The 23343-nt window shown below is 58.7% G+C and carries 31 protein-coding genes; 19 read left to right on the forward strand and 12 right to left on the reverse strand.

The genetic code is table 11. The features are described 5' to 3' along the window. The first annotated feature begins 322 nt into the window (after positions 1-322). Genes PSH76_RS08620 through PSH76_RS08635 form a run of 4 tightly spaced genes read left to right on the forward strand, consistent with a single transcriptional unit; the run spans position 323 to position 2900 of the window. Positions 323-970, forward strand: coding sequence for a hypothetical protein (locus PSH76_RS08620; RefSeq protein ID WP_305493923.1), 648 nt, complete (start codon positions 323-325; stop codon positions 968-970). 19 nt (positions 971-989) lie between these two features. Further along, positions 990-1898 (forward strand): hypothetical protein, encoded by a 909-nt coding sequence (locus PSH76_RS08625; protein ID WP_305493924.1) that lies wholly within the window; start codon positions 990-992, stop codon positions 1896-1898. Positions 1899-1941: 43 nt separating this feature from the next. After that, positions 1942-2367 (forward strand): cell wall hydrolase, encoded by a 426-nt coding sequence (locus tag PSH76_RS08630; protein ID WP_305493925.1) that lies wholly within the window; start codon positions 1942-1944, stop codon positions 2365-2367. Next, positions 2367-2900, forward strand: a complete 534-nt coding sequence (locus PSH76_RS08635; protein ID WP_305493926.1) for a lysis system i-spanin subunit Rz — start codon at positions 2367-2369, stop codon at positions 2898-2900. Before PSH76_RS08630 ends, PSH76_RS08635 begins: the two co-directional genes overlap by 1 nt. Here PSH76_RS08635 and PSH76_RS08640 read toward each other — a convergent pair. Further along, positions 2872-3231: a hypothetical protein gene (locus PSH76_RS08640; RefSeq protein ID WP_305493927.1), complete on the reverse strand. Its 360-nt coding sequence runs from the start codon at positions 3229-3231 to the stop codon at positions 2872-2874. The genes PSH76_RS08635 and PSH76_RS08640 overlap by 29 nt on opposite strands. Positions 3232-3323: 92 nt before the next feature. Continuing rightward, positions 3324-3533, reverse strand: a complete 210-nt coding sequence (locus PSH76_RS08645) for a hypothetical protein (RefSeq protein WP_305493928.1) — start codon at positions 3531-3533, stop codon at positions 3324-3326. An 883-nt stretch (positions 3534-4416) separates the two neighbouring features. Between PSH76_RS08645 and PSH76_RS08650 the strand changes: the two genes are divergently transcribed. The 4 genes from PSH76_RS08650 to PSH76_RS08665 all read left to right on the forward strand — a co-directional run bounded on the left by PSH76_RS08650 (position 4417) and on the right by PSH76_RS08665 (position 7317). Next, positions 4417-5133, forward strand: coding sequence for a DUF969 domain-containing protein (locus tag PSH76_RS08650; RefSeq protein ID WP_305493929.1), 717 nt, complete (start codon positions 4417-4419; stop codon positions 5131-5133). Next, positions 5130-6080: a DUF979 domain-containing protein gene (locus PSH76_RS08655; RefSeq protein ID WP_032896174.1), complete on the forward strand. Its 951-nt coding sequence runs from the start codon at positions 5130-5132 to the stop codon at positions 6078-6080. The genes PSH76_RS08650 and PSH76_RS08655 overlap by 4 nt, the downstream gene beginning before the upstream one ends. Positions 6081-6087: 7 nt before the next feature. Further along, positions 6088-6717 (forward strand): pyroglutamyl-peptidase I, encoded by a 630-nt coding sequence (pcp, locus tag PSH76_RS08660; protein ID WP_305493930.1) that lies wholly within the window; start codon positions 6088-6090, stop codon positions 6715-6717. Between the two features lie 63 nt (positions 6718-6780). After that, the gene (locus PSH76_RS08665; RefSeq protein ID WP_305493931.1) at positions 6781-7317 is read left to right on the forward strand and encodes an anti-virulence regulator CigR family protein; all 537 of its coding nucleotides are present in this window, start codon (positions 6781-6783) and stop codon (positions 7315-7317) included. A gap of 12 nt (positions 7318-7329) precedes the next feature. Here the strand turns inward: PSH76_RS08665 and PSH76_RS08670 are convergent, their stop codons facing one another. The 3 genes from PSH76_RS08670 to PSH76_RS08680 are packed head-to-tail and all read right to left on the reverse strand — an operon-like array spanning position 7330 to position 9701. Beyond that, positions 7330-8730 (reverse strand): heavy metal sensor histidine kinase, encoded by a 1401-nt coding sequence (locus PSH76_RS08670; RefSeq protein ID WP_305493932.1) that lies wholly within the window; start codon positions 8728-8730, stop codon positions 7330-7332. Next, positions 8727-9398 (reverse strand): heavy metal response regulator transcription factor, encoded by a 672-nt coding sequence (locus PSH76_RS08675; RefSeq protein WP_032896183.1) that lies wholly within the window; start codon positions 9396-9398, stop codon positions 8727-8729. Before PSH76_RS08675 ends, PSH76_RS08670 begins: the two co-directional genes overlap by 4 nt. Positions 9399-9440: 42 nt before the next feature. Then, positions 9441-9701, reverse strand: a complete 261-nt coding sequence (locus PSH76_RS08680) for a DUF2790 domain-containing protein (RefSeq protein WP_098950852.1) — start codon at positions 9699-9701, stop codon at positions 9441-9443. A gap of 241 nt (positions 9702-9942) precedes the next feature. Here PSH76_RS08680 and PSH76_RS08685 point away from each other — a divergent pair, with 241 nt between their 5' ends. Beyond that, a complete protein-coding gene (locus PSH76_RS08685) occupies positions 9943-10563 on the forward strand; it encodes an HAD-IA family hydrolase (protein WP_178110432.1) in 621 nt (206 codons plus the stop codon). Between the two features lie 20 nt (positions 10564-10583). Here the strand turns inward: PSH76_RS08685 and PSH76_RS08690 are convergent, their stop codons facing one another. The 3 genes from PSH76_RS08690 to csrA all read right to left on the reverse strand — a co-directional run bounded on the left by PSH76_RS08690 (position 10584) and on the right by csrA (position 11639). Next, positions 10584-10880, reverse strand: a complete 297-nt coding sequence (locus PSH76_RS08690; protein WP_032896190.1) for a hypothetical protein — start codon at positions 10878-10880, stop codon at positions 10584-10586. Positions 10881-10973: 93 nt separating this feature from the next. Next, positions 10974-11234, reverse strand: a complete 261-nt coding sequence (locus PSH76_RS08695; RefSeq protein WP_032896192.1) for a hypothetical protein — start codon at positions 11232-11234, stop codon at positions 10974-10976. Positions 11235-11444: 210 nt separating this feature from the next. Next, entirely contained in the window at positions 11445-11639 is a 195-nt protein-coding gene (gene csrA / locus PSH76_RS08700; protein WP_003192511.1) for a carbon storage regulator CsrA, read from the reverse strand. Positions 11640-11902: 263 nt separating this feature from the next. Here csrA and PSH76_RS08705 point away from each other — a divergent pair, with 263 nt between their 5' ends. After that, positions 11903-12268, forward strand: a complete 366-nt coding sequence (locus PSH76_RS08705) for an SPOR domain-containing protein (protein WP_305494446.1) — start codon at positions 11903-11905, stop codon at positions 12266-12268. 32 nt (positions 12269-12300) lie between these two features. On the opposite strand, the gene PSH76_RS08710 is transcribed toward PSH76_RS08705, so the two are convergent. From PSH76_RS08710 to PSH76_RS08720, 3 genes are all read right to left on the reverse strand, one after another. Beyond that, positions 12301-12990 carry an endonuclease gene (locus PSH76_RS08710; RefSeq protein WP_138762903.1) on the reverse strand — a complete coding sequence of 230 codons (690 nt, stop codon included), beginning with the start codon at positions 12988-12990 and terminating at the stop codon, positions 12301-12303. A 4-nt stretch (positions 12991-12994) separates the two neighbouring features. Next, a complete protein-coding gene (locus PSH76_RS08715; RefSeq protein WP_032896197.1) occupies positions 12995-13246 on the reverse strand; it encodes a DUF1654 domain-containing protein in 252 nt (83 codons plus the stop codon). A 243-nt stretch (positions 13247-13489) separates the two neighbouring features. Further along, positions 13490-14578 carry an asparaginase gene (locus tag PSH76_RS08720; protein WP_032896200.1) on the reverse strand — a complete coding sequence of 363 codons (1089 nt, stop codon included), beginning with the start codon at positions 14576-14578 and terminating at the stop codon, positions 13490-13492. Between the two features lie 565 nt (positions 14579-15143). Here PSH76_RS08720 and PSH76_RS08725 point away from each other — a divergent pair. Genes PSH76_RS08725 through PSH76_RS08755 form a run of 7 tightly spaced genes read left to right on the forward strand, consistent with a single transcriptional unit; the run spans position 15144 to position 22112 of the window. Beyond that, entirely contained in the window at positions 15144-16103 is a 960-nt protein-coding gene (locus PSH76_RS08725) for a sugar ABC transporter substrate-binding protein (protein ID WP_032896202.1), read from the forward strand. Positions 16104-16160: 57 nt separating this feature from the next. Beyond that, positions 16161-17714: a sugar ABC transporter ATP-binding protein gene (locus tag PSH76_RS08730; RefSeq protein WP_032896204.1), complete on the forward strand. Its 1554-nt coding sequence runs from the start codon at positions 16161-16163 to the stop codon at positions 17712-17714. Beyond that, positions 17711-18688 (forward strand): ABC transporter permease, encoded by a 978-nt coding sequence (locus PSH76_RS08735; protein ID WP_003192502.1) that lies wholly within the window; start codon positions 17711-17713, stop codon positions 18686-18688. The genes PSH76_RS08730 and PSH76_RS08735 overlap by 4 nt, the downstream gene beginning before the upstream one ends. A 3-nt stretch (positions 18689-18691) precedes the next feature. Then, positions 18692-19714: a LacI family DNA-binding transcriptional regulator gene (locus PSH76_RS08740; RefSeq protein WP_003192500.1), complete on the forward strand. Its 1023-nt coding sequence runs from the start codon at positions 18692-18694 to the stop codon at positions 19712-19714. Between the two features lie 23 nt (positions 19715-19737). Next, entirely contained in the window at positions 19738-20655 is a 918-nt protein-coding gene (gene rbsK / locus PSH76_RS08745) for a ribokinase (RefSeq protein ID WP_305493933.1), read from the forward strand. Beyond that, the gene (rbsD, locus tag PSH76_RS08750) at positions 20652-21056 is read left to right on the forward strand and encodes a D-ribose pyranase (RefSeq protein WP_019820905.1); all 405 of its coding nucleotides are present in this window, start codon (positions 20652-20654) and stop codon (positions 21054-21056) included. The genes rbsK and rbsD overlap by 4 nt, the downstream gene beginning before the upstream one ends. A gap of 27 nt (positions 21057-21083) precedes the next feature. Next, a complete protein-coding gene (locus PSH76_RS08755; protein WP_044275163.1) occupies positions 21084-22112 on the forward strand; it encodes a nucleoside hydrolase in 1029 nt (342 codons plus the stop codon). A gap of 34 nt (positions 22113-22146) precedes the next feature. Here PSH76_RS08755 and PSH76_RS08760 read toward each other — a convergent pair whose 3' ends face one another. Beyond that, on the reverse strand, positions 22147-22353 hold the full coding sequence (locus PSH76_RS08760) for a hypothetical protein (protein ID WP_032896210.1): 207 nt from the start codon (positions 22351-22353) through the stop codon (positions 22147-22149). A 156-nt stretch (positions 22354-22509) separates the two neighbouring features. Here PSH76_RS08760 and PSH76_RS08765 point away from each other — a divergent pair, with 156 nt between their 5' ends. Both PSH76_RS08765 and PSH76_RS08770 read left to right on the forward strand, forming a co-directional pair. After that, on the forward strand, positions 22510-22815 hold the full coding sequence (locus PSH76_RS08765; RefSeq protein WP_305493934.1) for a hypothetical protein: 306 nt from the start codon (positions 22510-22512) through the stop codon (positions 22813-22815). Positions 22816-22959: 144 nt separating this feature from the next. Further along, positions 22960-23280, forward strand: coding sequence for an I78 family peptidase inhibitor (locus PSH76_RS08770; protein WP_003192494.1), 321 nt, complete (start codon positions 22960-22962; stop codon positions 23278-23280). The last annotated feature ends 63 nt before the right edge of the window (positions 23281-23343 follow it).

The following is a 23343-nucleotide window of genomic DNA, read 5'->3' on the forward strand; positions in this document are numbered from 1 at the left end:
GTCTGAGGATATGGTCTTCATCTGGTATGCTGGAATTCGATACGGGCACTTCAACTTATAGGGTTGTTTTGTCCGTACTTGTTTCATATGCGGGCGAGGGTAGATCCACAAAAACGTTTTCCGTGCCTGGATGCAGTCCTAGCAATTCAGTATGTTTCATGCTGCCGATCAACAATAATAATGATGACAGCTTGGCAACTAATAGGCAGTTGGAGTGCGAGATGGGGAATGGAGTAGTCTCTGTAAGAAACTTTCTAGGTCAGAGGCCGAATGACTCTATTTCCCTGGCGACGATGCGTTTAATAGTTATGAGGTGGGCTTGATGAGTTATGGTCTAGAGGTGGTTAATGACGCTGGATCCGTCTCTCTTGATTCCGAATATGCGAGGCTGTGTGTTTTTCACAAAGGCACGTATACAGCGGGCGCTTCCATTGTGTTTGCTTCAGCTATTGACACGCCGGAGCCTCCTCTTATTTTTATTCGGCCTCAAAGTAACGGGTCGTTCATTCAGCTAGGGGTTCTGCTGGCTGGATCACCCGGCGCATGGACAGGGTGTAGTATCACATCGGGGCAGGCTCACTCAGGCGCTATTTTTGTTGCGGCCTTTTCATCGAAGCCAACCGCATCTTATGGGTTGAGACTGTGGGCAACTGATGGCAAGCAAATATTCGATTCTGGTACTCAGGCGGCAGTTTTTACCAGAGTTGTGCAGAACTGGACATATACCCACTCGACTACCAGCGGTCAAGGTATCGGGACGAATTGGTATTCGGTGCCGCTGAGCTATGAACTAGGCGATTACCTGATGATAAATAATGCAAGAATGCCAATGATGGGAGGGAATAATGAAAGTCGGACAACTGGGCTACGATTTGACTTCGCGGCGTCGGTTTTAAGATTCAGTGTTACAGGCGTAACTAATCCTTTTTACTTTCTGCTTCCGGCTGTATTTGGAAAGCTCTCTGCTTGAAAATTTGGAGTTTAGATAGATGGCAAGACAGGAAATCAATATCGGCACAGCCCCAACGGGCGCTGGGGGCGATACAACTCGCAGTGGCGCGGTAAAGATTAACGCGATGACGCAGGAGCTCTATTCGCGAAACGCCCAGCTTGGCACCGCATCTAACGCCAACATAGGAACCGGCCCTGGAAATGTTATGGCTGTTGGCTCATATGGACTTGGTCCTAGAGTAGTATCGGACTCCAGAATTTACGATTCCATGAACGTTTGGGAAACGGGATTCGGCGTAATCACCGAGACAACTCAGTTCAAGCCTTCGAATTTCGCTTACGGCACTTTGCTAAATATCGCGTTCCCCGGAACAGGCTATCTTGGAGCTCAACTTTGGATGAGCACTCTGGGCAGCGGTGTCATTGGGTTCAGATCCGGTGATTACAGCACTACCTCATTCAACACGATCTACCACACCGGCAATACCACTCGGGGCTCAGGCGGCGTGCTTTCTGCTGCCTCGCCAATCATGCGGATTGCCTGTGTGGCCACCAGCGAGCGCCGCGACCTTCAGGAAGAAACCTTCGTGCCTGCTGGTGAATGGGGAGTGGTGAACGGCGAAGCTCGGGGCGTCACCGTGGAGCGCATTGGTGTGGGTGAGTACAAGGTAATTGGGAGCCTTGGCTTAGCGCTTGAAGGGTGGCGAACCCAGGATCCATGCTCGCCAGATGGGGGGCGCACGCTCGGCGTTACAGAAAGCGAACAATCCGAAGATGGCACTGTGATCATCCGCCTTTTCAAGCAGCGCTGGACGCTATCCGACGATGGCGAAATGTTCCCTGGCAGAGGTGCACCGATGGATGTCCCGCTGAATAGCTGGATTGACGTGCGGCTCGAAATGCCCAAGATCGAAACACCGCCACCACCGACTATCACTGAAGAGTAATTGCCCGCCAACTGAGCGGGCTTTTTTTCGCCTGGAGAAAAGCATGAACGCAACCGAGAGAGACCGAGACATCCTGGCGCGCACGCTGTACGGCGAAGCCCGCGGGGAAGGGCTGGACGGGCAGATCGCCGTGGCCTGGACCATCCGCAACCGTGTGTTCGACGGCAAGGCAAAGTCTTGGTGGGGGGAGGGCTACGCCGGTGTCTGCCTGAAGCCGTGGCAGTTCAGCTGCTGGAACCAGAACGACCCAAACTACGCCTACCTGAGTGGTGCCAAGCAGATCCCGGCAGCGCAGTTCGCCCAGGCGCAGCGTGCAGCTGACCAGGTGATGTCGGGGGCGGTACCAGATCCAACCGGCGGCGCCACGCACTACTACGCAACAACAATGCCCAAGGCCCCGGCCTGGGCGGCGAAGGCCAAGCAGACGCTGCGTCTTGGTCACCACATCTTCTTCAAGGATGTGCCGTGATGACGCCGGTACAGAAGCTGATCGGTCTGTGGCTGGCGATCCTGCTGGCGCTGGCCATCGGCTTTGCCGGTGCGTGGCAGGTTCAGGACTGGCGGCTGGGCAAGAAGATGGCTGAGCGTATCGCGGAGCAGGGCGACCTCCACCAGAAGGAACTGGATGCAATCACTGGCGAGGCCTGGAGTCAGCAGTCGGCCGAACTGGATAAGCGCCTGGCCACCGAGCAACAGCTCGCGCTCCAGGACCAACAACACACCAAGGAATTGTCCGATGCCCAACGTAACCAGGCTCGCCTGCGTGATCAGCTTGCTACTGCTGATGTCCGGCTGTCAGTCCTCATCGAGGATTCAACCAGTAGCTGCAACGTGCCTGCCGCCCCCGGCGCCGTCGGCGTGGTTCATGCAGCCCGTCGAGCCCAACTTGACCCAGCGCATGCGCAACGAATTGTCCGCATCACCGACGACGGGGATAACGCCATAATCGCGTTGCGTGCGTGCCAGGCGTTCGTCAGGGCTGTGGCGCCCGGAGCGAGGTGAGCTCGAGCAGCAGTCGCTGGTTTTCCCTGCGCAGGTGTTCGTTCTGGCTTGAGATCATCTTCAAGCTCATGATCTCCTTGCCTCTTTCCGAGTATTCGACATTTACGCGACTGAGTTCATCCTCAGCATTACGGAGCTTTTCTTCTGCCTCAGCCTTTCCCGTCATCAGTAGGTCATTCATCTGCACCAGCCCGGCGATATTCGCCCGCGCTCGATGCAGCATGCGCTCGGTCTCGACCAACTCGTCTACGAGAAGTGCACACTGGTGCTGGTACATCTCAAGTGGGGTAGGGCAGCCGAGCCAGTCATCAGTGTCCATGTCTACGTTCATAGCGTGAATCTCAAATACTGTATGTGCGCACAGTAATCTGAATGAAACGATGCTAGGACTGAAGACCGACGAAATGCAGGCTCACCCGACGATCAGTCGGGAGCGCTTAGGACGGCCAAGGTCAGCTTGACGAACTCCTCGTTATCGTCGATGGCTTGTAGAGCGCCGCGAACATTTTCTGCTACCTTGGCTGAGCCACGCTGCTCCACCCAGTTGGACAATTCCAGGATGGACGCTTCGAGGGCGAGCTGGTTTTCGTAGAGCTTAGAAAGCAGGGAAGGGAGTAGATCTGAATTCGGCATCGTTGTTCCTCCGGAGAGCGAACAGAGTAGTAGCGGATGTTTTTTTTGGGTAGTTGTGTTCGTTTGGCAGGACGCCGGGGAGGGTGACTACTGTAGGAATATACAACGCTAAGTTATTGATTCTTATAGGGTGAAACGCTGGTTTTAGCACCTCCTTAAATTGGTGTGTTTGCTTTATACATCAATAGGTTACGAGTGTTCCGGGGTCACCTTGACATGGTGGGGGTCGTTGGTTCGAGTCCAATCGCGCCTACCAAACAAAATCCGCTCTGCTGGGCGGTCTAGAAGGGCTCACCGAAAGGTGGGCCCTTTTTTGTTGCCTGAAATTTGGGCACAGCAAAGCCAAGACGCCTGGCGGCGTCCTTACAGGGCTACAAAGTCCAATCAGGCGAACAGCGTCGCCACCGCCAGCAGGCAAATTACCTGGGCGAACAGTTGGCAGCGTATTTCGCCAAGCGTGGTCGCCATATTGCTCATTTGTCCGGCATACATAGCGGGAACCCCTCATTGTCGGCATGACGCCGTGAATGAACTGCAAGTACACACAGCTGCATCGTGGAGTATAGGTGCTGATCAGGAATTTTCACTTCCGACGCCATAGCGAGCTCACCCACGCGATTTGTCCAAAAAAAACTGGGCTCAATTCCTTCCAGGCACCGTACCGCACAGTGTCATCCCCCCACAAAAATTATTGGTTTGCAGCAACAATTTTTCTTGTTGGACACCCCAAGGCCCCAGGCAGCAAAGTTGCCGCCACTGACGCTCGACCTTCCAGGTCAACAATAAAAAACCGAGCCGACTGCACGCCACTTTCACGCTGTGAGCCCTTTGCCCACATCCTGCTGTAATGGCGCCGCAGCGCGCACTAAAGGACCTCCCCGCCATGCAAACTGTTGTGAACTTATGGCCGTTGATCGGCGTACTTGTCATCGTGGTCGGCTTTGTATTGCGCTTCAATCCGCTGTTGGTGGTCACCGCGGCCGCCATAGCCACCGGGCTTGCCGCCCAGTTCCCGCTGGAAAAAATTCTCGCCACCATGGGTGATGGCTTCCTTCAGACCCGTGCCCTGCAACTGATTCTGTTATTGCCGCTGGCGGTGATTGGCCTGTTGGAGCGCCATGGCCTGCGCCTGCATGCGCAGAACTGGATCGCCCGCTTCGAACGCGCCACGGTCGGGCGCTTGTTGATCATCTATTTGTTTGTGCGTGAGTCCACAGCGGCCATGGGGTTGACCAGCCTGGGTGGGCATCCGCAGATGGTGCGGCCGCTGCTGGCGCCGATGGCCGAGGGTGCAGCGGAAAAACGCTATGGCAAGCTGCCGGACAAGCTGCGTCACAAGGTACTGGCCATGTGCGCTGCTACCGACAATGTCGGGTTGTTTTTTGGTGAGGACATCTTCGTGGCCTTTGGTGCGATTGCGTTGATGCACACCTTCCTGCTCGGCTCGGGGATTGATGTGGAACCGCTGCACATTGCGGTGTGGGGCATCCCGACGGCGATCTGTGCTTTTATCATTCACGCTATCCGGTTGCATCGTTTCGACCGGCGCCTGACCCGCGAAATGAGTTCGGCCACCACCCCGGTGGAGGTCGCTCAATGATTATTTCCATTCAATACCTGTACTGGCTGGCGGGCGTGCTGTTGCTGATCACCGCCGGCATGATCCTGCTCGACCGTACCCACCCCAAGCGTTGGTCTAGTGCGCTGTTCTGGTTGTTGTTTGCGGTGCCGTTCCTTATAGGTGAGCGCCTGCCTTCGGTGGTCATCGGGGTGGGTGTGGTGGTGATGGCATTGATTGCGGGCTTGGGCGGCGTAGGTCGTGGCCAGCACGCCGAGTTGCACGACAAGGCGTCCCGCGCCAGTGCCGGGCGCCTGGGCCACAAATTGTTCATCCCGGCGTTGGCGATTCCGCTGACCACGGTGATTGGTTCGGTGTTGCTCAAACACACCGAAATCGGCGGTGTACCGCTGCTGGACCCGAAGAACACCACCTTTGTCTCCCTCGGCATCGGTTGCCTGATCGCCCTTGGCCTGGCCTGCTGGCTGACCCGTGATACGCCGGTGCAAGCGTTGCGCGAATCCCGGCGCCTGACCGAAGCCCTGGGGTGGGCCATGGTGCTCCCGCAAATGCTGGCGATGCTCGGGCTGTTGTTTAATGAGGCCGGGGTGGGTACGGCGGTCGCTCATGTCACCACCACTTACATCAACCTGGACTACAAGTTGGTGGCGGTGATGGTTTATGTGCTGGGCATGGCCTTGTTTACCGTGATCATGGGCAATGGTTTTGCGGCCTTTCCAGTGATGACCGGTGGCGTCGGCGTGCCGGTGCTGGTGGGAATTTACGGTGGCAACCCTGCGGTGATGGCGGCCATTGGTATGTTCTCGGGCTATTGCGGTACGTTGATGACGCCGATGGCGGCCAACTTCAATATCGTACCGGCGGCGCTGCTGGAACTGCCGGACAAAAACGCGGTGATCAAGGCCCAGATACCCACGGCGCTGATGATGCTGGTGGTCAATATCGTGCTGCTTTACCTGTTGATGTGAGGTCATTGTGCAAAACGTATTGCTGACGGGCTTCGAGCCCTTTGATAAGGCGGCGGTAAACCCCTCTTGGGAGGCCGTGCGCCAGTTGGACGGTGTGTCGTTGAGCGAGGGCGTGACGATGGTTGCGCATTGCTTGCCCTGCGCATTTGCCACCGCTGCCGAGACCTTGCTGCAGTTGATCAACGAACTGCAGCCAGCAATGGTCATCGCCACGGGCCTGGGGCCTGGGCGCAGTGATATTTCCATCGAGCGCGTTGCGATCAACGTTAACGATGCGCGTATTCCCGACAACCTGGGCGCGCAGCCGATTGATACCGCGGTGGTGGAGGGCGGCCCGGCGGCGTACTTCTCGACGTTGCCGATCAAGGGCATGGTCAAGGCGGTGCGTGAGGCCGGTATTGCGGCCGCTGTGTCGCAGACGGCGGGGACGTTTGTGTGTAATCAGGTGTTTTACCGCTTGCAGCATGCGTTGGCGGGGACTGGGGTGCGCAGTGGGTTTATTCATGTGCCTGGCTTGCCTGAGTCGGGCGAGCCTTCGATGGCGTTATCGACGACCGTGGAGGGGTTGCGGGTTGCGGCGTTGGCCGCCTGGCAAACCCAGGCGGATGTCGTCCTTGCCGGTGGCCAGATCAGCTGAGGCTGTACGCGGTGTTGCGATTTCAACTACAGTTCAAGTACACCCTTGCCTTGGAAAGTCGCCATGTTAAAGCGTACGAAGTTCGTGTCGGTTGCGTTGTCGCTTGCACTGTCCGTGACCAGTGGCCTTGCCCTTGCCGATCCAGGCAATGGCAAAGGCCAGGGTAACAATAAAGGTGATGTCTACGGAGGGCAGGGCAAAGGCCAAGGCAATAACAAGGGTGATGCCTATGGTGGGCAGGACAAGGGTAAAGGCCAGGGTAATAACAAGGGCAATGCCCAGGGTGGGCAAGGTAAGGGCAAGGACAATGGCGGGCCCTCCAGGAATGACTTCAGCGTTGATCGCGGTCTTGTACTGAACGTGCTGGGCGGTCACCGCGATTATTGGCGCCCTGGCCCGGCCTTGCCGCCTGGCATTCAGAAAAACCTGGCACGCGGCAAGCCACTGCCGCCGGGTATTGCCAAGAAACTCGACAGCCGCTTGCTGGGGCAGTTGCCTCGCTACGACGGTTACGAGTGGCAGCAAGCGGGAACCGATTTGATATTGGTGACCATTGCGACCGGCATCATCTACGAAGTCCTTAACGGCGCGTTTGATTGAGTTGCAGCATCCTCAGGCTTCACGCCCAGGGAAAAACAACTCAAAACAGGTCACGCCATCTTCACTGCTGACGCGGTACCGCCCGTTATGCAGCTGCATGATGGTCGCCACGATCGAGAGCCCCAGGCCGTTGGACTGGGACGACCGCTCGCGGGACTCATCCACCCGGTAAAACCGTTCGAATAGCCGTGGCAGGTGCTCGGCCGGGATCGTCTGGCCGTGGTTACTGACCCTCAGGTTGATACCCGCGCCATCCGGCACTGCCTGGATACTCAGCTCCGAGCCCGGCGCCCCATACTTGATGGCATTGGCACACAGGTTGGCCAAGGCGCGGCGCAGCAGCATCGGTTCAGCCCAGATCACCCCTTCACCCAGGGCGGTGATGTGCATGTCCACATCACCGGCCAGCCCTTCGAAGTAATCCGCGATGCGTTCCACTTCATCCGCCGCGTCCAGCGCCTGGCGTTGGCGCAGTGCGCTGGCGGGGTCGGTGCGGGCCAGGAACAGCATGTTGTCGAGCATCCGCGCCAGGCGTTCCAGCTCTTCGACATTGGAGGCCAGCAGTTGCTGGTAGCTCTCGATGCTGCGCTGCTGTTGCAGGGCCACCTGGGTTTCGCCGAGCAGGTTGTTGATCGGGGTGCGCAGTTCATGGGCCATGTCGGTGGACACTTGGCCCAGTTGTACAAAGCCTTTGGCCAGGCGTTCAAGCATGGTGTTGAACGAGTCGATCATGGGCAGCAATTCTTTCGGTGCGCCGTGGCTGTCGAGCCGTTCGGCCAGATTGCTGACGCCGATCCCATGGGCATGCCGGGCCAGGCGGCGCAAGGGCAGCAAGCCGCGATGGACCAGTAGGTAACCGACCAGCGCCAGGATGATCGCGGCGATACTCGCCAGGATGTATACGCTGAGTCGGTAACTGGCGAGCACCGCGGTGCGCTCGGTCATCAGGCGGCCGCTGGTGATTTGCAGGCTGCCCAGGTCGCCGGAGTCGATAGCCACGGCCACCATCGAGAAGGGAATACCGTTCAGGCCGGGTAAATGTTGTACGTCGTTCAACATGAGCTTGTGATCCTTGGGCAGCGGCTGGATCGACGGCAGCGCAATGTTCCCCGGGTTCACCAGCAGCAGCGGCTGCTGGCCGGGTGCGGCGATGCTCAGCACCGATTCGCGGTTGCCCAACATGTTCTGGAACAGCTCTGGCTTGGTCTTGATCAGGTCCAGCGTATTGCTGTCGTTGAGCAAGTTGCGTAGCTGATCCACTCGGGATATCAGCGCGGCGTCATCGCGGCGGATCAGTTCGCGCTCCAGTTCCCGGTACAGCGCCACGCCCAAGGTTGCCAATAGGGCGAAGGCGAGCAGGGCGAAGATCAACGCCAAGCGCAGGGTCAGGGAGTAAGGGGGCTGACGGTTCATGGTTGGGTATCGAAGCGGTAGCCAATGCCGCGCACGCTGTGAATCAGCTTGAGCTGGAACGGGTCGTCGATTTTCAGGCGCAGGCGGCGTACGGCGACATCCACCACGTTGGTGTCGCTGTCGAAGTTCATGTCCCACACCCGCGAAGCAATCAGTGAACGGGACAGCACCTGGTCCTGGTGCGTCGCAAACAAATGCAGCAGGGCGAATTCTTTGTTGGTCAGGGTGATGCGCGTGCCGGCGCGGGTCACTCGGCGTTTGAGTACGTCAATGTGCAGGTCGGCGATTTGCAGTTGTTCTTCATCCCGGCTCGGGCCGCGACGGTTGAGGGTGCGCAGGCGCGCAACCAGCTCGGCGAACGAAAAGGGCTTGATCAGGTAGTCGTCAGCCCCCAGCTCAAGGCCTTTGATGCGGTCGGCGATGTCATCGCGGGCGGTGAGGAACAACACCGGAGTATCGGCTTCTTTGCGCAGGCGGCGCAGCACTTCCCAGCCATCCATTTTCGGCATCATCACGTCCAGTACGATCACGTCGAACGGCGTCTCCAGGGCCTGGTGCAAACCATCCACGCCATCGCGGGCCAGGCTCACGCAATGCCCCAGTTCCTGCAGGCCATTGAGCAGATAATTGCCGGCCTTGGGTTCGTCTTCGACTACAAGGATGTTCATGGGAAGTGCTCTGCTTCAATAAGTTGCGCCAGTGTAGCCCGATCAATTGTCATTGGCGCAACCGGTGCCCTGGACTTGGTAATCCAGCACATGTTCGCGGTCTTGGTGGTCCAGGTAGCGCAGTTGCGCCGGCACAACCCCGCATTGGCCGTAGGTGTCGGTGCTCGAGAGCACCTTGGCGACATCCAGATGGACGAAGAAGCCGGTTTTGTCATGGATCACGTTGGCAGCAGGGGCGGCGTCGGCAGCGAATACCGAGCCAGTGACGAGCAAAGCGGCGAAGCCTAAGGCGAACAGTTTCATGGTGGTGTCTCACGTTCCGGGTTGGTAGTGAGTTCACGGTAACCAGGCGACCCCAACAGCCAACCAACAGGATGATGACAAGTTCGTCATTTTTGCCTTGGCGCTGACGGGCCAGGTCTCGGCGTTTACAAGCGGCGAGGTGATCCGTAGATTGCAGGGGCCCAGCCCATGAGGAAGCCGCGCAGTGTCCAGTCCAAATCCAAGTGTATTTAGCCGCCGTTACCGCGCCTTCCTGTTTGATATGGACGGGACTCTGCTCAACTCCATTGCCGCTGCGGAGCGTGTCTGGGGTATCTGGGCTGCTCGGCATGGCTTGGATATGGAAGCGTTTCTGCACACCATTCATGGTGCCCGCGCGATTGATACGATCACCCGCCAGGCATTGCCGGGTGTCGATCCACAGATAGAAGCCCAATGGATCACCGAGGCTGAACTGCGCGATGTCGAAGGCATCGTGGCGATTCCCGGCGCGGTGGCGTTTTTGGCCAGCCTGCCCGCCGATCAATGGGCGTTGGTCACTTCTGCGCCAAAAGCGTTGGCCGTGCGCCGGCTGCAAGCGGCGGGTATCCCCGTGCCGGCGGTACTGGTGACAGCCGAAGATGTGAAGACGGGTAAGCCCGATCCGGCCTGTTACGTGCTGGGTGCCAAGCGCCTGGGCGTGCCGGTGCAAGACTGCCTGGTGTTCGAGGACGCCACAGTGGGCATTCAGGCTGGGGAAGCGGCGGGGGCGGATATCCTGGTGGTGACCTCGACACACTTGGCGCCGATGGTGACGGCCCATGCTTGTATCGAGGAATACGGTGCGTTGAAAGCCCTGCGTGGGGCTGATGGCTTGCTGTCCCTGAGTCGGTTAGCGCCGTGACACGTGGAAGGCCGAGCCTGTTATCGGTCTCGGCCTTCCAGGCAGTCGATGGGATCGGACAACGCCTGCAGCCGGCTGTTTTTCATACCCTGACGCGACAACACCATTTCCCTGAGGATCTCGGTGGCGAGCCGGTTGATGGCTTCTGTACCGTGATAGTGCGCACGCACGATGCCGGTAATCGCGAAGTGATCGGTCCCTGGGCCGCTGAGAACGGCTGATAGCGTACCGTCGGCATGCAGTGTGCACTCAACGGTATAGCTGGGCAGGCGCGCTGCCAGTGCCGATTCGATTTGGGTTTTGCTGAGGGTGTCCATCTGTCTCTGCCCCTTTGACTGACTGCGCAAGCCCAATGATAGGTGGTGTGGCGGCGCTGTAAATACCGGTGATCCGATAACAGGCAGCAGCGCTCAGCGTGCGGCGTTCCCGCGGGCGCGATGGGCGGCGCGCTGGCGCAACTTGCGCAAGATCACCTTCTGGATGGGCTTGAGGCAGAACACAAGCAGGTAGCCGCAGAGCAGAAGCGCCAGATCCACCCAGGAATGAGTGTCGGGATCGGCCCCTTCAACTTCCATTCTCAACCCACACCCGAGTGCCACAAAGACCAGCCCTATCAGCAGGGCAATCATCCAGGATCTTGAAACAAGGGGTTGCGACGCGGCTGGCCTCATCGACGTGTTCCTGAAATGCACTCGGATGGCAGGATAAAGTGTCAGAAATTGGGCTGCCAATAGCGCGACAAGTTCCGGATGCCCTGACAGTTTCATCTTGCAACGAAGGGAAGGTTCAAGGCGCGCTGGTCACGCGGGGGGACGCGAACAGGCCAATGGGGTTTTCGCCAGCCGTTACAGTGAACGAAAAGGCTGGCTACTGGAGGCGTTTCAAGGCGTCTGGTTTTTGTCGGGTGCAGTCAGGCCGGCCTGGATACGTTGGTAAATCTCTTCGCGATGCACGGCAACATCCTTAGGGGCGTTGATGCCGATTCGTACTTGCTGGCCGCTAACGCCCAGGATGGTGATCGTAATGTCATCACCGATGTTTATGCTTTCACCGACTTTGCGGGTGAGTATAAGCATGGACTTCTCCTTGAATTACTTTTAAGGACACATGTTTCAGACAGGGCAGGTGTCGGATGTGTGTAGCTTACTGCGAAGCGCTTCCCTGTGACTGCCTCTTTTAGGACGCGTAGAGGCGACATTAATTCCCATGGCGGTATCATACAGGTCGCGATACATGATTCGCATTGTTTAAGCCAACGTTTATGACGGCCAGAATAGACAGTGAATGGTAAAGTTGCCTCTTTGATCCTCAAAGGAGCAGGGCAGTGCGTAAAGTAGCGATGGCAATTGTGGTGTTGGCGTTGGCCGGATGCGGTGAAGGTCAATCGGTCGATGCCCCCAAGGCCAAGCCTGCCGTGACCGAAAGCCTGCCGCAAGCCGGTGCGATTGCCGCTCAGGAATGGGATATACGGGTCGGCCCGCCGGACCATAAGCTGCAGGCGATCACCGACCTGACCGCCTGGTTGCTGGAGCATGGCTTCAATTTCTATATCGTGAAAGTCGACGGCAAGGATGAGGTGCTGTTGGGGCCGTTCGCGACCAAAGCCGAGGCCGAGGCCAAGCAGGCGCTGCTAAACGAAAAAATGGCGCGGGCCAAGAAAAACGACACCGTGTCGGAGATTATCGAACACAAGGCTGCGCAGTAGCAGGTCAGGTGGGCGGGCACCCCCGCCCACGTTCAGCCGCAGGCCTTGAGGTTGACCGGGCCGACGAACTCATTACCACGCCCCATCACGCAAGCCACGGTCTGGTTGCGCTGGCGTTCCCAGGTTTGCACCGGGTAGGTCTTGTTCCAGGCTTCATACAATTGCCGGTCCTGCTTCGACAGGCGCAGGCCGTATTGCTTGCTCATATAAAAATACGTGCGCGCGATCATTCCGCGAATGGACGGGCGCGGCATGACCTTCTTCGCCTTGAAGTCCACCTGGGTCAGGCATGAGCCGTACTGCCCGCTTTGCACCGGCAGCCAGCCAAAGCTGAAGTTGTTACGGTCGCCATTCACTTCACCGATGCTCGGCACCAGGTTGTGCAGGTCGGCCTCGGCGCGCTTGAACACCTCATCATGGCGCGTGCAGTTTTTTCGCCCCCCATTTTGCCAGCATTGACGCAGATGCCCGATTTGCCAGGCCGGCACGATGTGTTCCCACTCGATGCGCGCGGCGCGGTTGGCGTTTTTGCGCGGGATGTAACCGCAGGCTTTCAAATTCACGCGGTTACCGGTGTATTTGCAGCCGCAATAGAATTCCGTGGATTGCGGCGCGTAGAGCTTCCAGGCGACTTTCTTGGCTTCGCTGAAGGTTCGAGGGGCCTGGGCGTTGGCGGTGACGGTAAAAAACAGACAGCACACAGCAATAAAACGGGCACTCATTGAGTCAATCTTCCTTCGGCACAACCCAGAAAATCTGCACGCCACCGTCATCTCGATAGGCGAGGGTGACGTTGTCGTTTTCCGCAATCTCTTCCAGTAAACGTTGCCAATCGTTCTCCGGCTCATCAGGTAAACGGAAGATCAGCGCTGCCTTGGCTTTCTGCGCGTTGGTCGAATTGATGATTTTTTGCACGCGAATGGCCAGACGCTGATAGGCGTCAGGCGCTGCAGGTGCTGCGGAAGAGGGCTTTGCCACAGAGCATTCCTTAATTGGCTGTACGCACATACAGTATTTAACTGTAGGCAATTTCGCAACTGCTTAAATTTCAAGAAGTTCGTCTGACAGCGAATCAGGAAGTTTGTTGAGAAGGGCGGGCAGCAATTGTAGGAGCGAGCTTGCTCGCGAAGAACGTTAACGATAACGCGTAAAGCCTGACTTAACGCGGCGCTATCAAGTTTTTCGCGAGCAAGCTCGCTCCTACAGGTAGATCAGCAGGGATCAGTACTCCCAGAAGATCCGTTGCAGTTCCTTGCTGTCCTGGGTCTTGGTCAGGGCGACCATCGCCAGGATGCGGGCTTTCTGCGGGTTCAGGTCAAGGGCGGCGACCCAGTCGTATTTGTCGTCTGGCTGTTCGGCGTTACGCAGAACCATGCCACCGGCGTTGACGTGGGAAGAGCGAATGATCTGCACGCCTTGTTTACGCAGTTCCACCAACGCTGGAACCACCTTGGACGATACCGACCCGTTGCCAGTGCCGGCGTGAATGATCGCTTTGGCGCCCGCTTGGGCCAGTGCCTTGTAGGCGGTGTCGCTCACGTTGCCGTAGCCGTAGGCAATTTCAACGTCAGGCAGGCTTTTGATGGTTTTGATGTCGAACTCAGAATCCATGGTGTGACGCTTGGCCGGCAGGCGGAACCAGTAGGATTTTCCTTCAACGACCATGCCCATTGGGCCCCATGGGCTCTTGAAGGCTTCGGTTTTGATGTTGATCATCTTGCTGACGTCGCGACCCGATTGGATCTCGTCGTTCATGGTCACCAGCACGCCTTTGCCGCGGGCTTCCTTGCTACCTGCGACTGCAACCGCGTTGTACAGGTTGAGCATGCCGTCTGCCGACATCGCGGTGCCTGGGCGCATGGAGCCGACCACCACGATAGGCTTGTCGGTTTTTTCTACCAGGTTCAGGAAGTAGGCGGTTTCTTCAAGGGTATCGGTACCGTGGGTGATCACGATGCCATCCACGTCCTTGTTGTCGGCCAGTTCGGCGACACGGCGACCCAGTTGCAGCAGGTTTTCGTTGTTGATGCTTTCCGACGCAATTTGCATCACTTGTTCGCCGCGAACATTGGCGATCTGGCTAAGCTCAGGAACGCCGGCGATCAGTTGTTCGATGCCGACTTTGGCCGCCTGGTAAGTGGCACTGTTGGCCGCACTGGCGCCAGCGCCAGCGATGGTACCGCCGGTGGCGAGGATGACTACGTTGGACAGTTTGGTCTTGCTTTCAACTTCCTTTGCCTGGGCGGCAACGGGGAACAGCAGCAGAAGGGCCAGGGCGCCCGGAATAACGTTCTTCAATGCAGATTTCATTATTTTTCTCTCTGGTTTTTGATGAGTGCTGTAGCAGGTTCATCTAGAACACCCGGGCGGTTCTGAACGCCGCGAGGTGCTGAGAAAGAGCAGGATTTGTACCAGGCTGAGCATGTTGATTTTTTTAAATTAACTTATTGATTTAAAACAACTTAAAGTGAGGTTTCGGTTTGGTGGGCCTGGGCGCTGTCCGGCTTTCCGAACGAGAAGGGCTGTGGTGTTCGGTTGTCCGAAAGCCTTCACGATTTGTCCGGGCACCCTGTGTGATCATTCGCCGCACAGCCTGTCGTTTCAGAGAACGGTCAGGCAGGGCGAATTTGCTTAAACGTATCAGCGGTCAGTAGCTAAAGGGTGAGCTTGGAGGGCGCCCATGAAAGGCTTGCTGCTACCGTTGACAAATCTCGACAAGGTTCTCATAGTTTGCTCAACGCAAACGTTTGCGAGATGTTTCACTGCGCCCTTGGCACATCGTCACAACTCGTATCAGCCGCCCAAGTGGGAGGGCTGCCGAAGGGCTCTTCGGTGCAAGCGTTGCTCACAATAATCATAAGATCGGAGTGAACCCATGAAGCTGCCATTTGCTGGACGTCTTCTTGCTGTTGCTGTGCTTGCTGCCGCATCCGCCGCTTTGCCTCTCTCCTCTGCATTTGCTGATGACGCCGCTGCCAAACCCAAGGTTGGCCTGGTGATGAAGTCGCTCGCCAATGAGTTCTTCGTGACCATGCAGGACGGCGCCAAACAGTACCAGAAAGACCACGCCGCCGACTTTGACATGATCACCAACGGTATCAAGAACGAAACCGATACCGCTGCGCAGATCGATATCGTCAATCAGATGATTCTGTCCAAGGTCAATGCCATTGTCATTGCGCCCGCCGACTCCAAGGCCCTGGTCACGGTGTTGAAGAAGGCCTCCGATGCCGGTATCAAAGTCGTCAACATCGACAACCGCCTGGACCCGGATGTCCTCAAAAGCAAAAAACTCGATATCCCGTTCGTAGGCCCGGATAACCGCAAAGGCTCCAAGCTGGTGGGCGACTACCTGGCCAAGCAACTGGCCGCCGGTGACAAGGTCGGCATCATCGAGGGCGTACCCACTACCACCAACGCCCAGCAGCGCACCGCAGGCTTCAAGGATGCGATGGACGCGGCGGGCATGAAGATTGTTTCCACCCAATCCGGTAACTGGGAGATCGACCAAGGCAACAAGATCGCCGCAGCGATGCTGAGCGAAACGCCAGATATCAAGGCGCTGTTGGCCGGTAACGACAACATGGCCCTGGGCGCTGTCTCCGCCGTGCGTGCGGCAGGCAAGGCCGGCAAGGTGTTGGTGGTGGGTTACGACAACATTGATGCGATCAAACCAATGCTCAAGGACGGCCGCGTGTTGGCCACCGCTGACCAGGCCGCTGCCCAGCAAGCCGTGTTCGGTATCCAGAATGCGCTGAAGCTGGTCAAGGGTGAGAAAGTCGATGCCAAAGATGGCGTGATCGAAACCCCGGTCGAACTCGTCATCAAGCAGTAATCCTGGCAGTACCCAACAGCGCCCGCTCGTCCTGGGCGGGCGCCTGGAGATTTTCCTATGTCATCTTCCGCCCCGAACGCTGTCCTCTCGGTCAGCGGTATCGGTAAGACCTATGCCCAACCGGTTCTGTCCGACATCACCCTGACGCTCAATCGCGGGGAAGTGCTGGCGCTGACCGGTGAAAACGGCGCAGGCAAAAGTACCTTGTCGAAGATCATCGGCGGCCTGGTCACGCCCACCACCGGGCACATGCAATTCAACGGTCAGGATTACGCCCCCGCCAGCCGCACCCAGGCCGAAGCCTTGGGCGTGCGCATGGTCATGCAGGAACTCAACCTGCTGCCGACGCTGACTGTGGCTGAAAACCTGTTCCTGGATAACCTGCCAAGCCGCTGTGGCTGGATCAGCCGCAAACAACTGCGCAAGGCCGCAATCGAAGCCATGGCCCAAGTCGGCCTGGACGCGATCGACCCGGACACGCTGGTGGGCAGCCTGGGCATTGGTCACCAGCAGATGGTCGAGATCGCCCGTAACCTGATCGGCGACTGCCATGTACTGATCCTCGATGAGCCCACGGCGATGCTCACCGCCCGTGAAGTCGAGATGCTGTTTGAGCAAATCACGCGCTTGCAGGCCCGAGGCGTGGCGATCATTTATATTTCGCACCGGCTCGAAGAGCTGGCCCGTGTCGCCCAGCGCATTGCGGTATTGCGCGATGGCAAGCTGGTCTGCGTCGAGCCAATGGCCAATTACAACAGTGAGCAGTTGGTGACCTTGATGGTCGGTCGCGAACTGGGCGAACACATTGACCTGGGCCCGCGCACCATCGGTGGCCCGGCCTTGACGGTGACGGGCCTGACCCGTTCGGACAAGGTTCGCGATGTGTCCTTTGAAGTGCGCGCCGGTGAAATCTATGGCATTTCCGGCCTGATCGGCGCCGGCCGCACCGAATTGCTGCGCCTGATCTTCGGCGCCGACCCGGCCGACAGCGGTACCGTGGCCCTGGGTTCGCCGGCCAAGGTGGTGAGCATTCGCTCGCCGGTGGACGCGGTCGGTCATGGTATTGCCCTGATCACCGAAGACCGCAAGGGCGAGGGCCTGCTGCTGACCCAGTCCATCAGCGCCAACATCGCCCTGGGCAACATGCCGGAAATTTCCGGCGGTGGCGTCGTCAACAGCCGCAACGAAACCGCTCTGGCCAAGCGCCAGATCGACGCCATGCGTATCCGCAGTTCCAGCCCCACGCAACTGGTGTCCGAGCTGTCGGGCGGTAACCAGCAAAAGGTGGTGATTGGCCGCTGGCTGGAGCGCGATTGCGCGGTGATGCTGTTCGATGAGCCCACCCGCGGCATCGACGTCGGTGCCAAGTTCGACATCTATGCCTTGCTCGGTGAACTGACCCGCCAGGGCAAAGCGCTGGTGGTGGTGTCCAGTGACCTGCGTGAGCTGATGCTGATCTGTGACCGCATTGGTGTGTTGTCTGCCGGGCGCCTGATCGAGACCTTTGAGCGTGACAGCTGGACCCAGGACGAATTGCTCGCCGCCGCCTTTGCCGGCTATCAGAAACGTGATGCGCTGCTCAACGAAGCAGCGCCTAGGAATACCCCATGAAAACAAGCATTTCCCCCGGTAAAACTGGCGGCAACTTCTATGGCCTGGGTACCTACCTGGGGCTGGCGGGTGCGTTGCTGGCGATGATTGCGCTGTTCTCGGTGCTCAGCGATCACTTCCTGTCCTATGACACCTTCAGCACCCTGGCCAACCAGATTCCAGACCTGATGGTGCTGGCGGTGGGCATGACCTTCATCCTGATCATTGGCGGCATCGACCTCTCCGTGGGCTCGGTACTGGCATTGGCGGCCTCGGCAGTCAGCGTAGCGATCCTGGGCTGGGGCTGGAGCGTGTTGCCCGCTGCTCTGCTGGGCATGGGTTGCGCGGCGTTGGCCGGCACTATCACCGGCTCCATCACGGTGGCCTGGCGCATTCCGTCATTTATCGTATCCCTCGGCGTGCTGGAGATGGCCCGTGGCGTGGCCTACCAGATGACGGGCTCGCGCACCGCTTATATCGGTGACTCGTTTGCCTGGCTGTCCAACCCGATTGCCTTCGGTATTTCCCCGTCGTTTATCATCGCGCTGCTGGTGATCATCGCGGCCCAATTGGTACTGACCCGTACGGTCTTCGGCCGTTATCTGATCGGCATCGGCACCAACGAAGAAGCGGTGCGCCTGGCGGGCATCAATCCCAAGCCTTACAAGATCCTGGTGTTCAGCCTGATGGGGCTGTTGGCCGGTGTGGCGGCGCTGTTTCAGATTTCGCGCCTGGAAGCGGCGGACCCGAATGCCGGTTCGGGCCTGGAGCTGCAAGTGATCGCTGCCGTGGTGATCGGTGGCACCAGCCTGATGGGCGGGCGTGGCTCGGTCATCAGCACGTTCTTCGGCGTGTTGATCATTTCGGTCTTGGCGGCCGGGCTGGCGCAGATCGGTGCGACGGAGCCGACTAAACGCATCATTACCGGTGCTGTGATCGTGATTGCCGTGGTCCTCGACACTTACCGCAGCCAGCGCGCCAGTCGGCGGGGCTGAACCATGGCAACGATCAAGGATGTGGCAGCGCTTGCAGGTATTTCCTACACCACCGTGTCCCATGTGGTGAACAAGACGCGCCCAGTGAGCGAGCCGGTACGCATCAAGGTCGAGGCGGCGATCAAGCAGTTGGACTACGTGCCCAGTGCCGTCGCACGCTCGCTCAAGGCCAAGACCACGGCGACCATCGGCCTGCTGGTGCCCAACAGCCTCAACCCGTATTTTGCCGAACTGGCCCGGGGTATCGAGGATTACTGCGAGCGTAATGGCTATTGCGTGATCCTTTGCAACTCGGATGACGACGCAGAGAAACAGCGCAGTTACTTGCGCGTGTTGTTGGAAAAGCGCGTCGACGGCTTGATCGTGACCTCCGTGGGCGGCGATGACAGTGGCCTTGCCGCAGGCTTGAGTGCCGTGCGCACGCCCATGGTGATTGTCGACCGGGCGCTGGATGGGATTGATGTGGACCTGGTGCGCATCGATCACGAGGAGGGCGCTTACCTGGCGACCCGGCACTTGTTGGAATTGGGCCACCGGGACATCGCCTGTATCGGCGGCCCGGGGCATACCCGCGTGGCGCAGATGCGCCTGGCGGGTTACCAGCGTGCATTGCGCGAGGCGGGTATCGAGGTGTTGGCCAGTCGTACCCTGGAAAGCGATTTCACCAGCACGGGCGGGTATGCCGCAGCCGTACAGTTATTATCGCAACACCCACCCAGCGCGATTTTCGCCAGCAACGATATGATTGGGTTTGGCGTGCTGCGCGCCGCCGCCGAGCGCAATGTGCGGGTGCCGGGCGAGCTGTCGGTCATCGGTTTCGATGACATTCAGATGGGGCGCTACGTCTACCCGGCGCTGACAACGGTCGGCCAGTCGATCCTGCAATTGGGTGAGACGGCCGCCGAATTATTACTGCAACGAATAGCAACACCCCAACTGCCGATCGATCAACGTATCGTGACGCCCAGTATTGTTTTGCGTGAGTCGACCGCGCCATTGGCTGATGTGTTCGCCCAATACCGCTGAACCGAATTGATGAGTACTGATGTATGCCAGCAAAAGTAGTGGTAATAGGCAGCTTGAACATGGACCTGGTCACCCGCGCCAGTCGCCTGCCGCGTGCCGGTGAAACCCTGATCGGCCAGACGTTCTCCACTGTGCCCGGTGGTAAGGGCGCCAACCAGGCCGTCGCCTCGGCACGCCTGGGCGCCAGTGTCGCAATGGTGGGGTGCATCGGTACCGACGCCTACGGCAGCCAATTGCGCGATGCGCTGCTGGTCGAAGGCATCGATTGCCAGGCAGTCAGCACGGTGGAGGGCTCCAGCGGTGTGGCGTTGATCGTGGTCGATGACAGCAGCCAGAACGCCATTGTCATTGTGGCCGGCAGCAACGGTGAGTTGACGCCTGCGTCGCTGCGAACGTGCGACGCTGTGCTGCAGACGGCAGACGTGATCATCTGCCAGCTTGAGGTGCCAATGGAGACCGTTGGGTATGCGCTCAAGCGGGCGCGCGAGCTGGGCAAGACCGTCATCCTCAATCCGGCCCCGGCAAGCGGACCGTTGCCCGCTGACTGGTATGCCTCGATCGATTATCTGATCCCCAATGAAAGCGAGGCCAGCGCCCTGAGCGGCGTGACGGTCGACTGCCTCGACAGCGCCAAGGTCGCCGCGACCGCGCTGATCCGGGCAGGCGCTGGTAAGGTCATCATCACCCTGGGCGCCCAGGGCGCGCTGTTTGCCGACGGCAAGGGCTTTGAGCACCTGGTGGCGCCGAAGGTCAAAGCTGTGGATACCACCGCTGCTGGCGATACCTTTGTCGGTGGCTTTGCCGCCGCGCTGGCCGCGGGCCAGAGCGAAGCTGAGGCGATCCGTTTTGGCCAGGTGGCGGCGGCGTTGTCAGTGACCCGCGCCGGCGCTCAGCCTTCCATTCCTACGCTGCACGACGTACAAGGTTTTGTGCCCGCATGAAAAAGACACCTTTGCTCAACATCGCCCTGTCGCGCGTGATCGCGTCCCTGGGCCACGGTGACATCCTGGTCATCGGCGATGCCGGCCTGCCGGTACCTCCTGGCGTCGAATTGATCGACCTGGCACTGACCCAGGGCATCCCGGACTTCATCAGCACCTTGCGCATCGTGCTTAGCGAAATGCAGGTGGAAAGCCATGTGCTGGCAGAAGAGATCCTGCTGAAGCAACCGCCCGCGCTGACCGCGCTAAATGCGCTCACAGAGCAGGCTGCACTGGGTGAGCGCCGCCTGCTCAGCCATGACCAATTCAAGCAATTGAGCCGCAATGCCCGCGCCGTGGTGCGCACTGGCGAGTGCCAGCCGTACTGCAATATCGCGCTGGTGTCCGGCGTAACGTTCTAGCGTCCCCCCTATGACAAGGAGTGCTTTATGCAACGTGGTCTACCTACCCTGAAAAACCTGTTCCGGAGTGTTCTGCTTTTGTCCGCGCTCACTGCTGCAAGCGCCCAAGCGGCGGAAAAAATCGACCTGATCATCGACACCGACCCGGGTGCCGACGATGTGGTGGCCTTGCTGTTCGCCATGGCTTCGCCGCAGGAGTTGAGCATTCGTGCGCTGACCACCGTCGCTGGCAATGTGCGCCTGGACAAGACCTCGCGCAACGCGCGCCTGGCACGTGAGTGGGCAGGGCGCGAGGACATCCCGGTGTACGCCGGTGCGCCAGCGCCGCTGCTGCGCAAACCGATCTACGCCGAGAATATCCATGGCAAGGAAGGCATCTCGGGCGTCACGGTGCATGAGCCGAAAAAAGGCCTGGCCGAAGGCAATGCGGTCGACTACCTGATCAAGACCCTGAGCAGCGCCAAGCCGCACAGCATCACCATCGCCATGCTCGGCCCGCAGACCAACCTGGCACTGGCCCTGACCCAAGCGCCCGAAATCACCCAGGGCATCAAGGAAGTGGTCGTGATGGGCGGCGCGCACTTCAATGGTGGCAATATCACCCCTGTGGCTGAGTTCAACCTGTTCGCCGATCCGGTGGCGGCGGAGATCGTGCTCAAAAGCGGTGTGAAATTGACTTACCTGCCGTTGGACGTGACCCATAAAGTCCTCACCAGCGACGCCCGCCTGAAGAAGATTGCCGACCTGAACAACAACGCGAGCAAGGTGGTCAGCAGTATTCTGAATGAGTACGTCAAAGGCGATATGGAGCACTACGGCATTCCCGGTGGCCCGGTCCACGACGCTACCGTGGTGGCGTACCTGCTCAAGCCTTCGCTGTTCAGCGGCCGTGAGGCCAATGTGGTGGTCGACAGCCGCGAAGGCCCGACCTTCGGCCAGACCATCGTCGATTGGTACGACGGCCTCAAGCAGCCCAAAAATGTGTTCTGGGTTGAGAATGGCGACGCCCAGGGCTTCTTCGATCTGCTGACCGAGCGCCTGGCGCGTCTGAAGTAAGGTGTTTTGCCGGGCGGCGCTCGTCGTCCGGTTCTTATTCGCGCCCTTGGGCGCCCCCGTAGTCGGCCGGGTATTTCTCGAATATCTGGCCGATGAACGCTTGCGCCGCCTGGGTGCCCAGCTCCTTGACCAGCAGGTCGATACCAATGATCGCCAGTTCTTCCGGGCTTCCGGGGCTGTAGGAACTTTGCCCTTGGGGCCACTTGGCTTTGATGTCGGCTTGAAGCGTTACGGTGGTCATGGAAATCTCACGGGCTGAAAATGCGGGGCAGTGCACTGGAACGCTGTTCCAGAGGGGCGCAGTTAAGCATTTTGTACGGCATTTGGCACTGCTACTTAGGCATGACGTAGCGGCTGTGCGACACTGTCGGCCTGTTAAATGGCCGGGAAACACCGCGTGCAAATCGATTTGAGCAAGCCCGAAAACCTGACGCTGGACGCCGTGCGCCAACTGCTTGGCAGCGCCAGTGACGACGAACATACCCAACTGCGGGTGACCAAAAAAGGCGTCGCCTACATTTCTTCCGGCGTAGTCGGGGGTGCCGATATCGATGGCCTGCTGTTTCGCCTGGAGACCTGGGCCAAAGGTTCCGGCTATGTCGGCAGGGTGGCAGCCAGCGATGAAGTCTGGGTTATGCAGATTTTCAACGCACTGAAGCAGAATTGGCCTACGCCTTCGTCGGACTACATCGACATCTACTGAATACGTTCATATCTAGTCACGATTCACCGAGCGATTGCAGGCCGGGACTCAGGCAGACTTGCCTACAGGCGGTTAACGTCTTGAAACCAATCGCTTTGACTGCTGTCGCACGATCTCTGTCCACTTTTTATCATAGGAGGCTTCATGCCTTGGAAGCTCGCATCATTCGGTACTTTGTTGGCTGCGCTCGCGTTGGCGGGTTGCAGTACCCCGGGTGCCTCTGAGCCAGGCAAAGCTGCCACTGCGACCGATGCCGGTCATAGCCGCTGTGAGTCGAAGGCTGCAGAGTTCGCCATCGGCCAGAAAGCCTCGCCTCAATTGCTGGAGCAAGCCCGCACGCGTGCCGGCGCGCAGAATGCGCGCATTCTCAAGCCTAACGACATGATCACGCTGGAGTATCGCTCCGACCGCTTGAACCTGAACACCGACAACAATCTGGTGATCAACCGGGTCAACTGCGGCTGATGCGGCTTTTGCATCACCCATAAAAAACCCCGTCACATGGACGGGGTTTTTTTAGCTCAGCGG

This window comes from Pseudomonas sp. FP215, from assembly GCF_030687795.1.
Lineage (GTDB): Bacteria > Pseudomonadota > Gammaproteobacteria > Pseudomonadales > Pseudomonadaceae > Aquipseudomonas > Aquipseudomonas salmasensis.

What these genes read in the sequence shown, in the direction of transcription:
- PSH76_RS08690 (WP_032896190.1), bottom strand. Translation starts at nt 10,880, where the DNA reads ATGGACACCCTCAGCAAAACCCAAATCGAATCGGCACTGGCAGCGCGC.
- PSH76_RS08755 (WP_044275163.1), top strand. Translation starts at nt 21,084, where the DNA reads ATGCAACGTGGTCTACCTACCCTGAAAAACCTGTTCCGGAGTGTTCTG.
- PSH76_RS08670 (WP_305493932.1), bottom strand. Translation starts at nt 8,730, where the DNA reads ATGAACCGTCAGCCCCCTTACTCCCTGACCCTGCGCTTGGCGTTGATC.
- PSH76_RS08695 (WP_032896192.1), bottom strand. Translation starts at nt 11,234, where the DNA reads ATGAGGCCAGCCGCGTCGCAACCCCTTGTTTCAAGATCCTGGATGATT.
- PSH76_RS08665 (WP_305493931.1), top strand. Translation starts at nt 6,781, where the DNA reads ATGTTAAAGCGTACGAAGTTCGTGTCGGTTGCGTTGTCGCTTGCACTG.
- PSH76_RS08635 (WP_305493926.1), top strand. Translation starts at nt 2,367, where the DNA reads ATGACGCCGGTACAGAAGCTGATCGGTCTGTGGCTGGCGATCCTGCTG.
- PSH76_RS08725 (WP_032896202.1), top strand. Translation starts at nt 15,144, where the DNA reads ATGAAGCTGCCATTTGCTGGACGTCTTCTTGCTGTTGCTGTGCTTGCT.
- PSH76_RS08740 (WP_003192500.1), top strand. Translation starts at nt 18,692, where the DNA reads ATGGCAACGATCAAGGATGTGGCAGCGCTTGCAGGTATTTCCTACACC.
- csrA (WP_003192511.1), bottom strand. Translation starts at nt 11,639, where the DNA reads ATGCTTATACTCACCCGCAAAGTCGGTGAAAGCATAAACATCGGTGAT.
- PSH76_RS08625 (WP_305493924.1), top strand. Translation starts at nt 990, where the DNA reads ATGGCAAGACAGGAAATCAATATCGGCACAGCCCCAACGGGCGCTGGG.
- PSH76_RS08710 (WP_138762903.1), bottom strand. Translation starts at nt 12,990, where the DNA reads ATGAGTGCCCGTTTTATTGCTGTGTGCTGTCTGTTTTTTACCGTCACC.
- PSH76_RS08760 (WP_032896210.1), bottom strand. Translation starts at nt 22,353, where the DNA reads ATGACCACCGTAACGCTTCAAGCCGACATCAAAGCCAAGTGGCCCCAA.
- PSH76_RS08770 (WP_003192494.1), top strand. Translation starts at nt 22,960, where the DNA reads ATGCCTTGGAAGCTCGCATCATTCGGTACTTTGTTGGCTGCGCTCGCG.
- PSH76_RS08685 (WP_178110432.1), top strand. Translation starts at nt 9,943, where the DNA reads ATGGACGGGACTCTGCTCAACTCCATTGCCGCTGCGGAGCGTGTCTGG.
- PSH76_RS08720 (WP_032896200.1), bottom strand. Translation starts at nt 14,578, where the DNA reads ATGAAATCTGCATTGAAGAACGTTATTCCGGGCGCCCTGGCCCTTCTG.
- PSH76_RS08620 (WP_305493923.1), top strand. Translation starts at nt 323, where the DNA reads ATGAGTTATGGTCTAGAGGTGGTTAATGACGCTGGATCCGTCTCTCTT.
- rbsD (WP_019820905.1), top strand. Translation starts at nt 20,652, where the DNA reads ATGAAAAAGACACCTTTGCTCAACATCGCCCTGTCGCGCGTGATCGCG.
- PSH76_RS08735 (WP_003192502.1), top strand. Translation starts at nt 17,711, where the DNA reads ATGAAAACAAGCATTTCCCCCGGTAAAACTGGCGGCAACTTCTATGGC.
- PSH76_RS08630 (WP_305493925.1), top strand. Translation starts at nt 1,942, where the DNA reads ATGAACGCAACCGAGAGAGACCGAGACATCCTGGCGCGCACGCTGTAC.
- PSH76_RS08730 (WP_032896204.1), top strand. Translation starts at nt 16,161, where the DNA reads ATGTCATCTTCCGCCCCGAACGCTGTCCTCTCGGTCAGCGGTATCGGT.
- PSH76_RS08705 (WP_305494446.1), top strand. Translation starts at nt 11,903, where the DNA reads ATGGCAATTGTGGTGTTGGCGTTGGCCGGATGCGGTGAAGGTCAATCG.
- rbsK (WP_305493933.1), top strand. Translation starts at nt 19,738, where the DNA reads ATGCCAGCAAAAGTAGTGGTAATAGGCAGCTTGAACATGGACCTGGTC.
- PSH76_RS08655 (WP_032896174.1), top strand. Translation starts at nt 5,130, where the DNA reads ATGATTATTTCCATTCAATACCTGTACTGGCTGGCGGGCGTGCTGTTG.
- PSH76_RS08680 (WP_098950852.1), bottom strand. Translation starts at nt 9,701, where the DNA reads ATGAAACTGTTCGCCTTAGGCTTCGCCGCTTTGCTCGTCACTGGCTCG.
- PSH76_RS08650 (WP_305493929.1), top strand. Translation starts at nt 4,417, where the DNA reads ATGCAAACTGTTGTGAACTTATGGCCGTTGATCGGCGTACTTGTCATC.
- PSH76_RS08645 (WP_305493928.1), bottom strand. Translation starts at nt 3,533, where the DNA reads ATGCCGAATTCAGATCTACTCCCTTCCCTGCTTTCTAAGCTCTACGAA.
- PSH76_RS08640 (WP_305493927.1), bottom strand. Translation starts at nt 3,231, where the DNA reads ATGAACGTAGACATGGACACTGATGACTGGCTCGGCTGCCCTACCCCA.
- PSH76_RS08675 (WP_032896183.1), bottom strand. Translation starts at nt 9,398, where the DNA reads ATGAACATCCTTGTAGTCGAAGACGAACCCAAGGCCGGCAATTATCTG.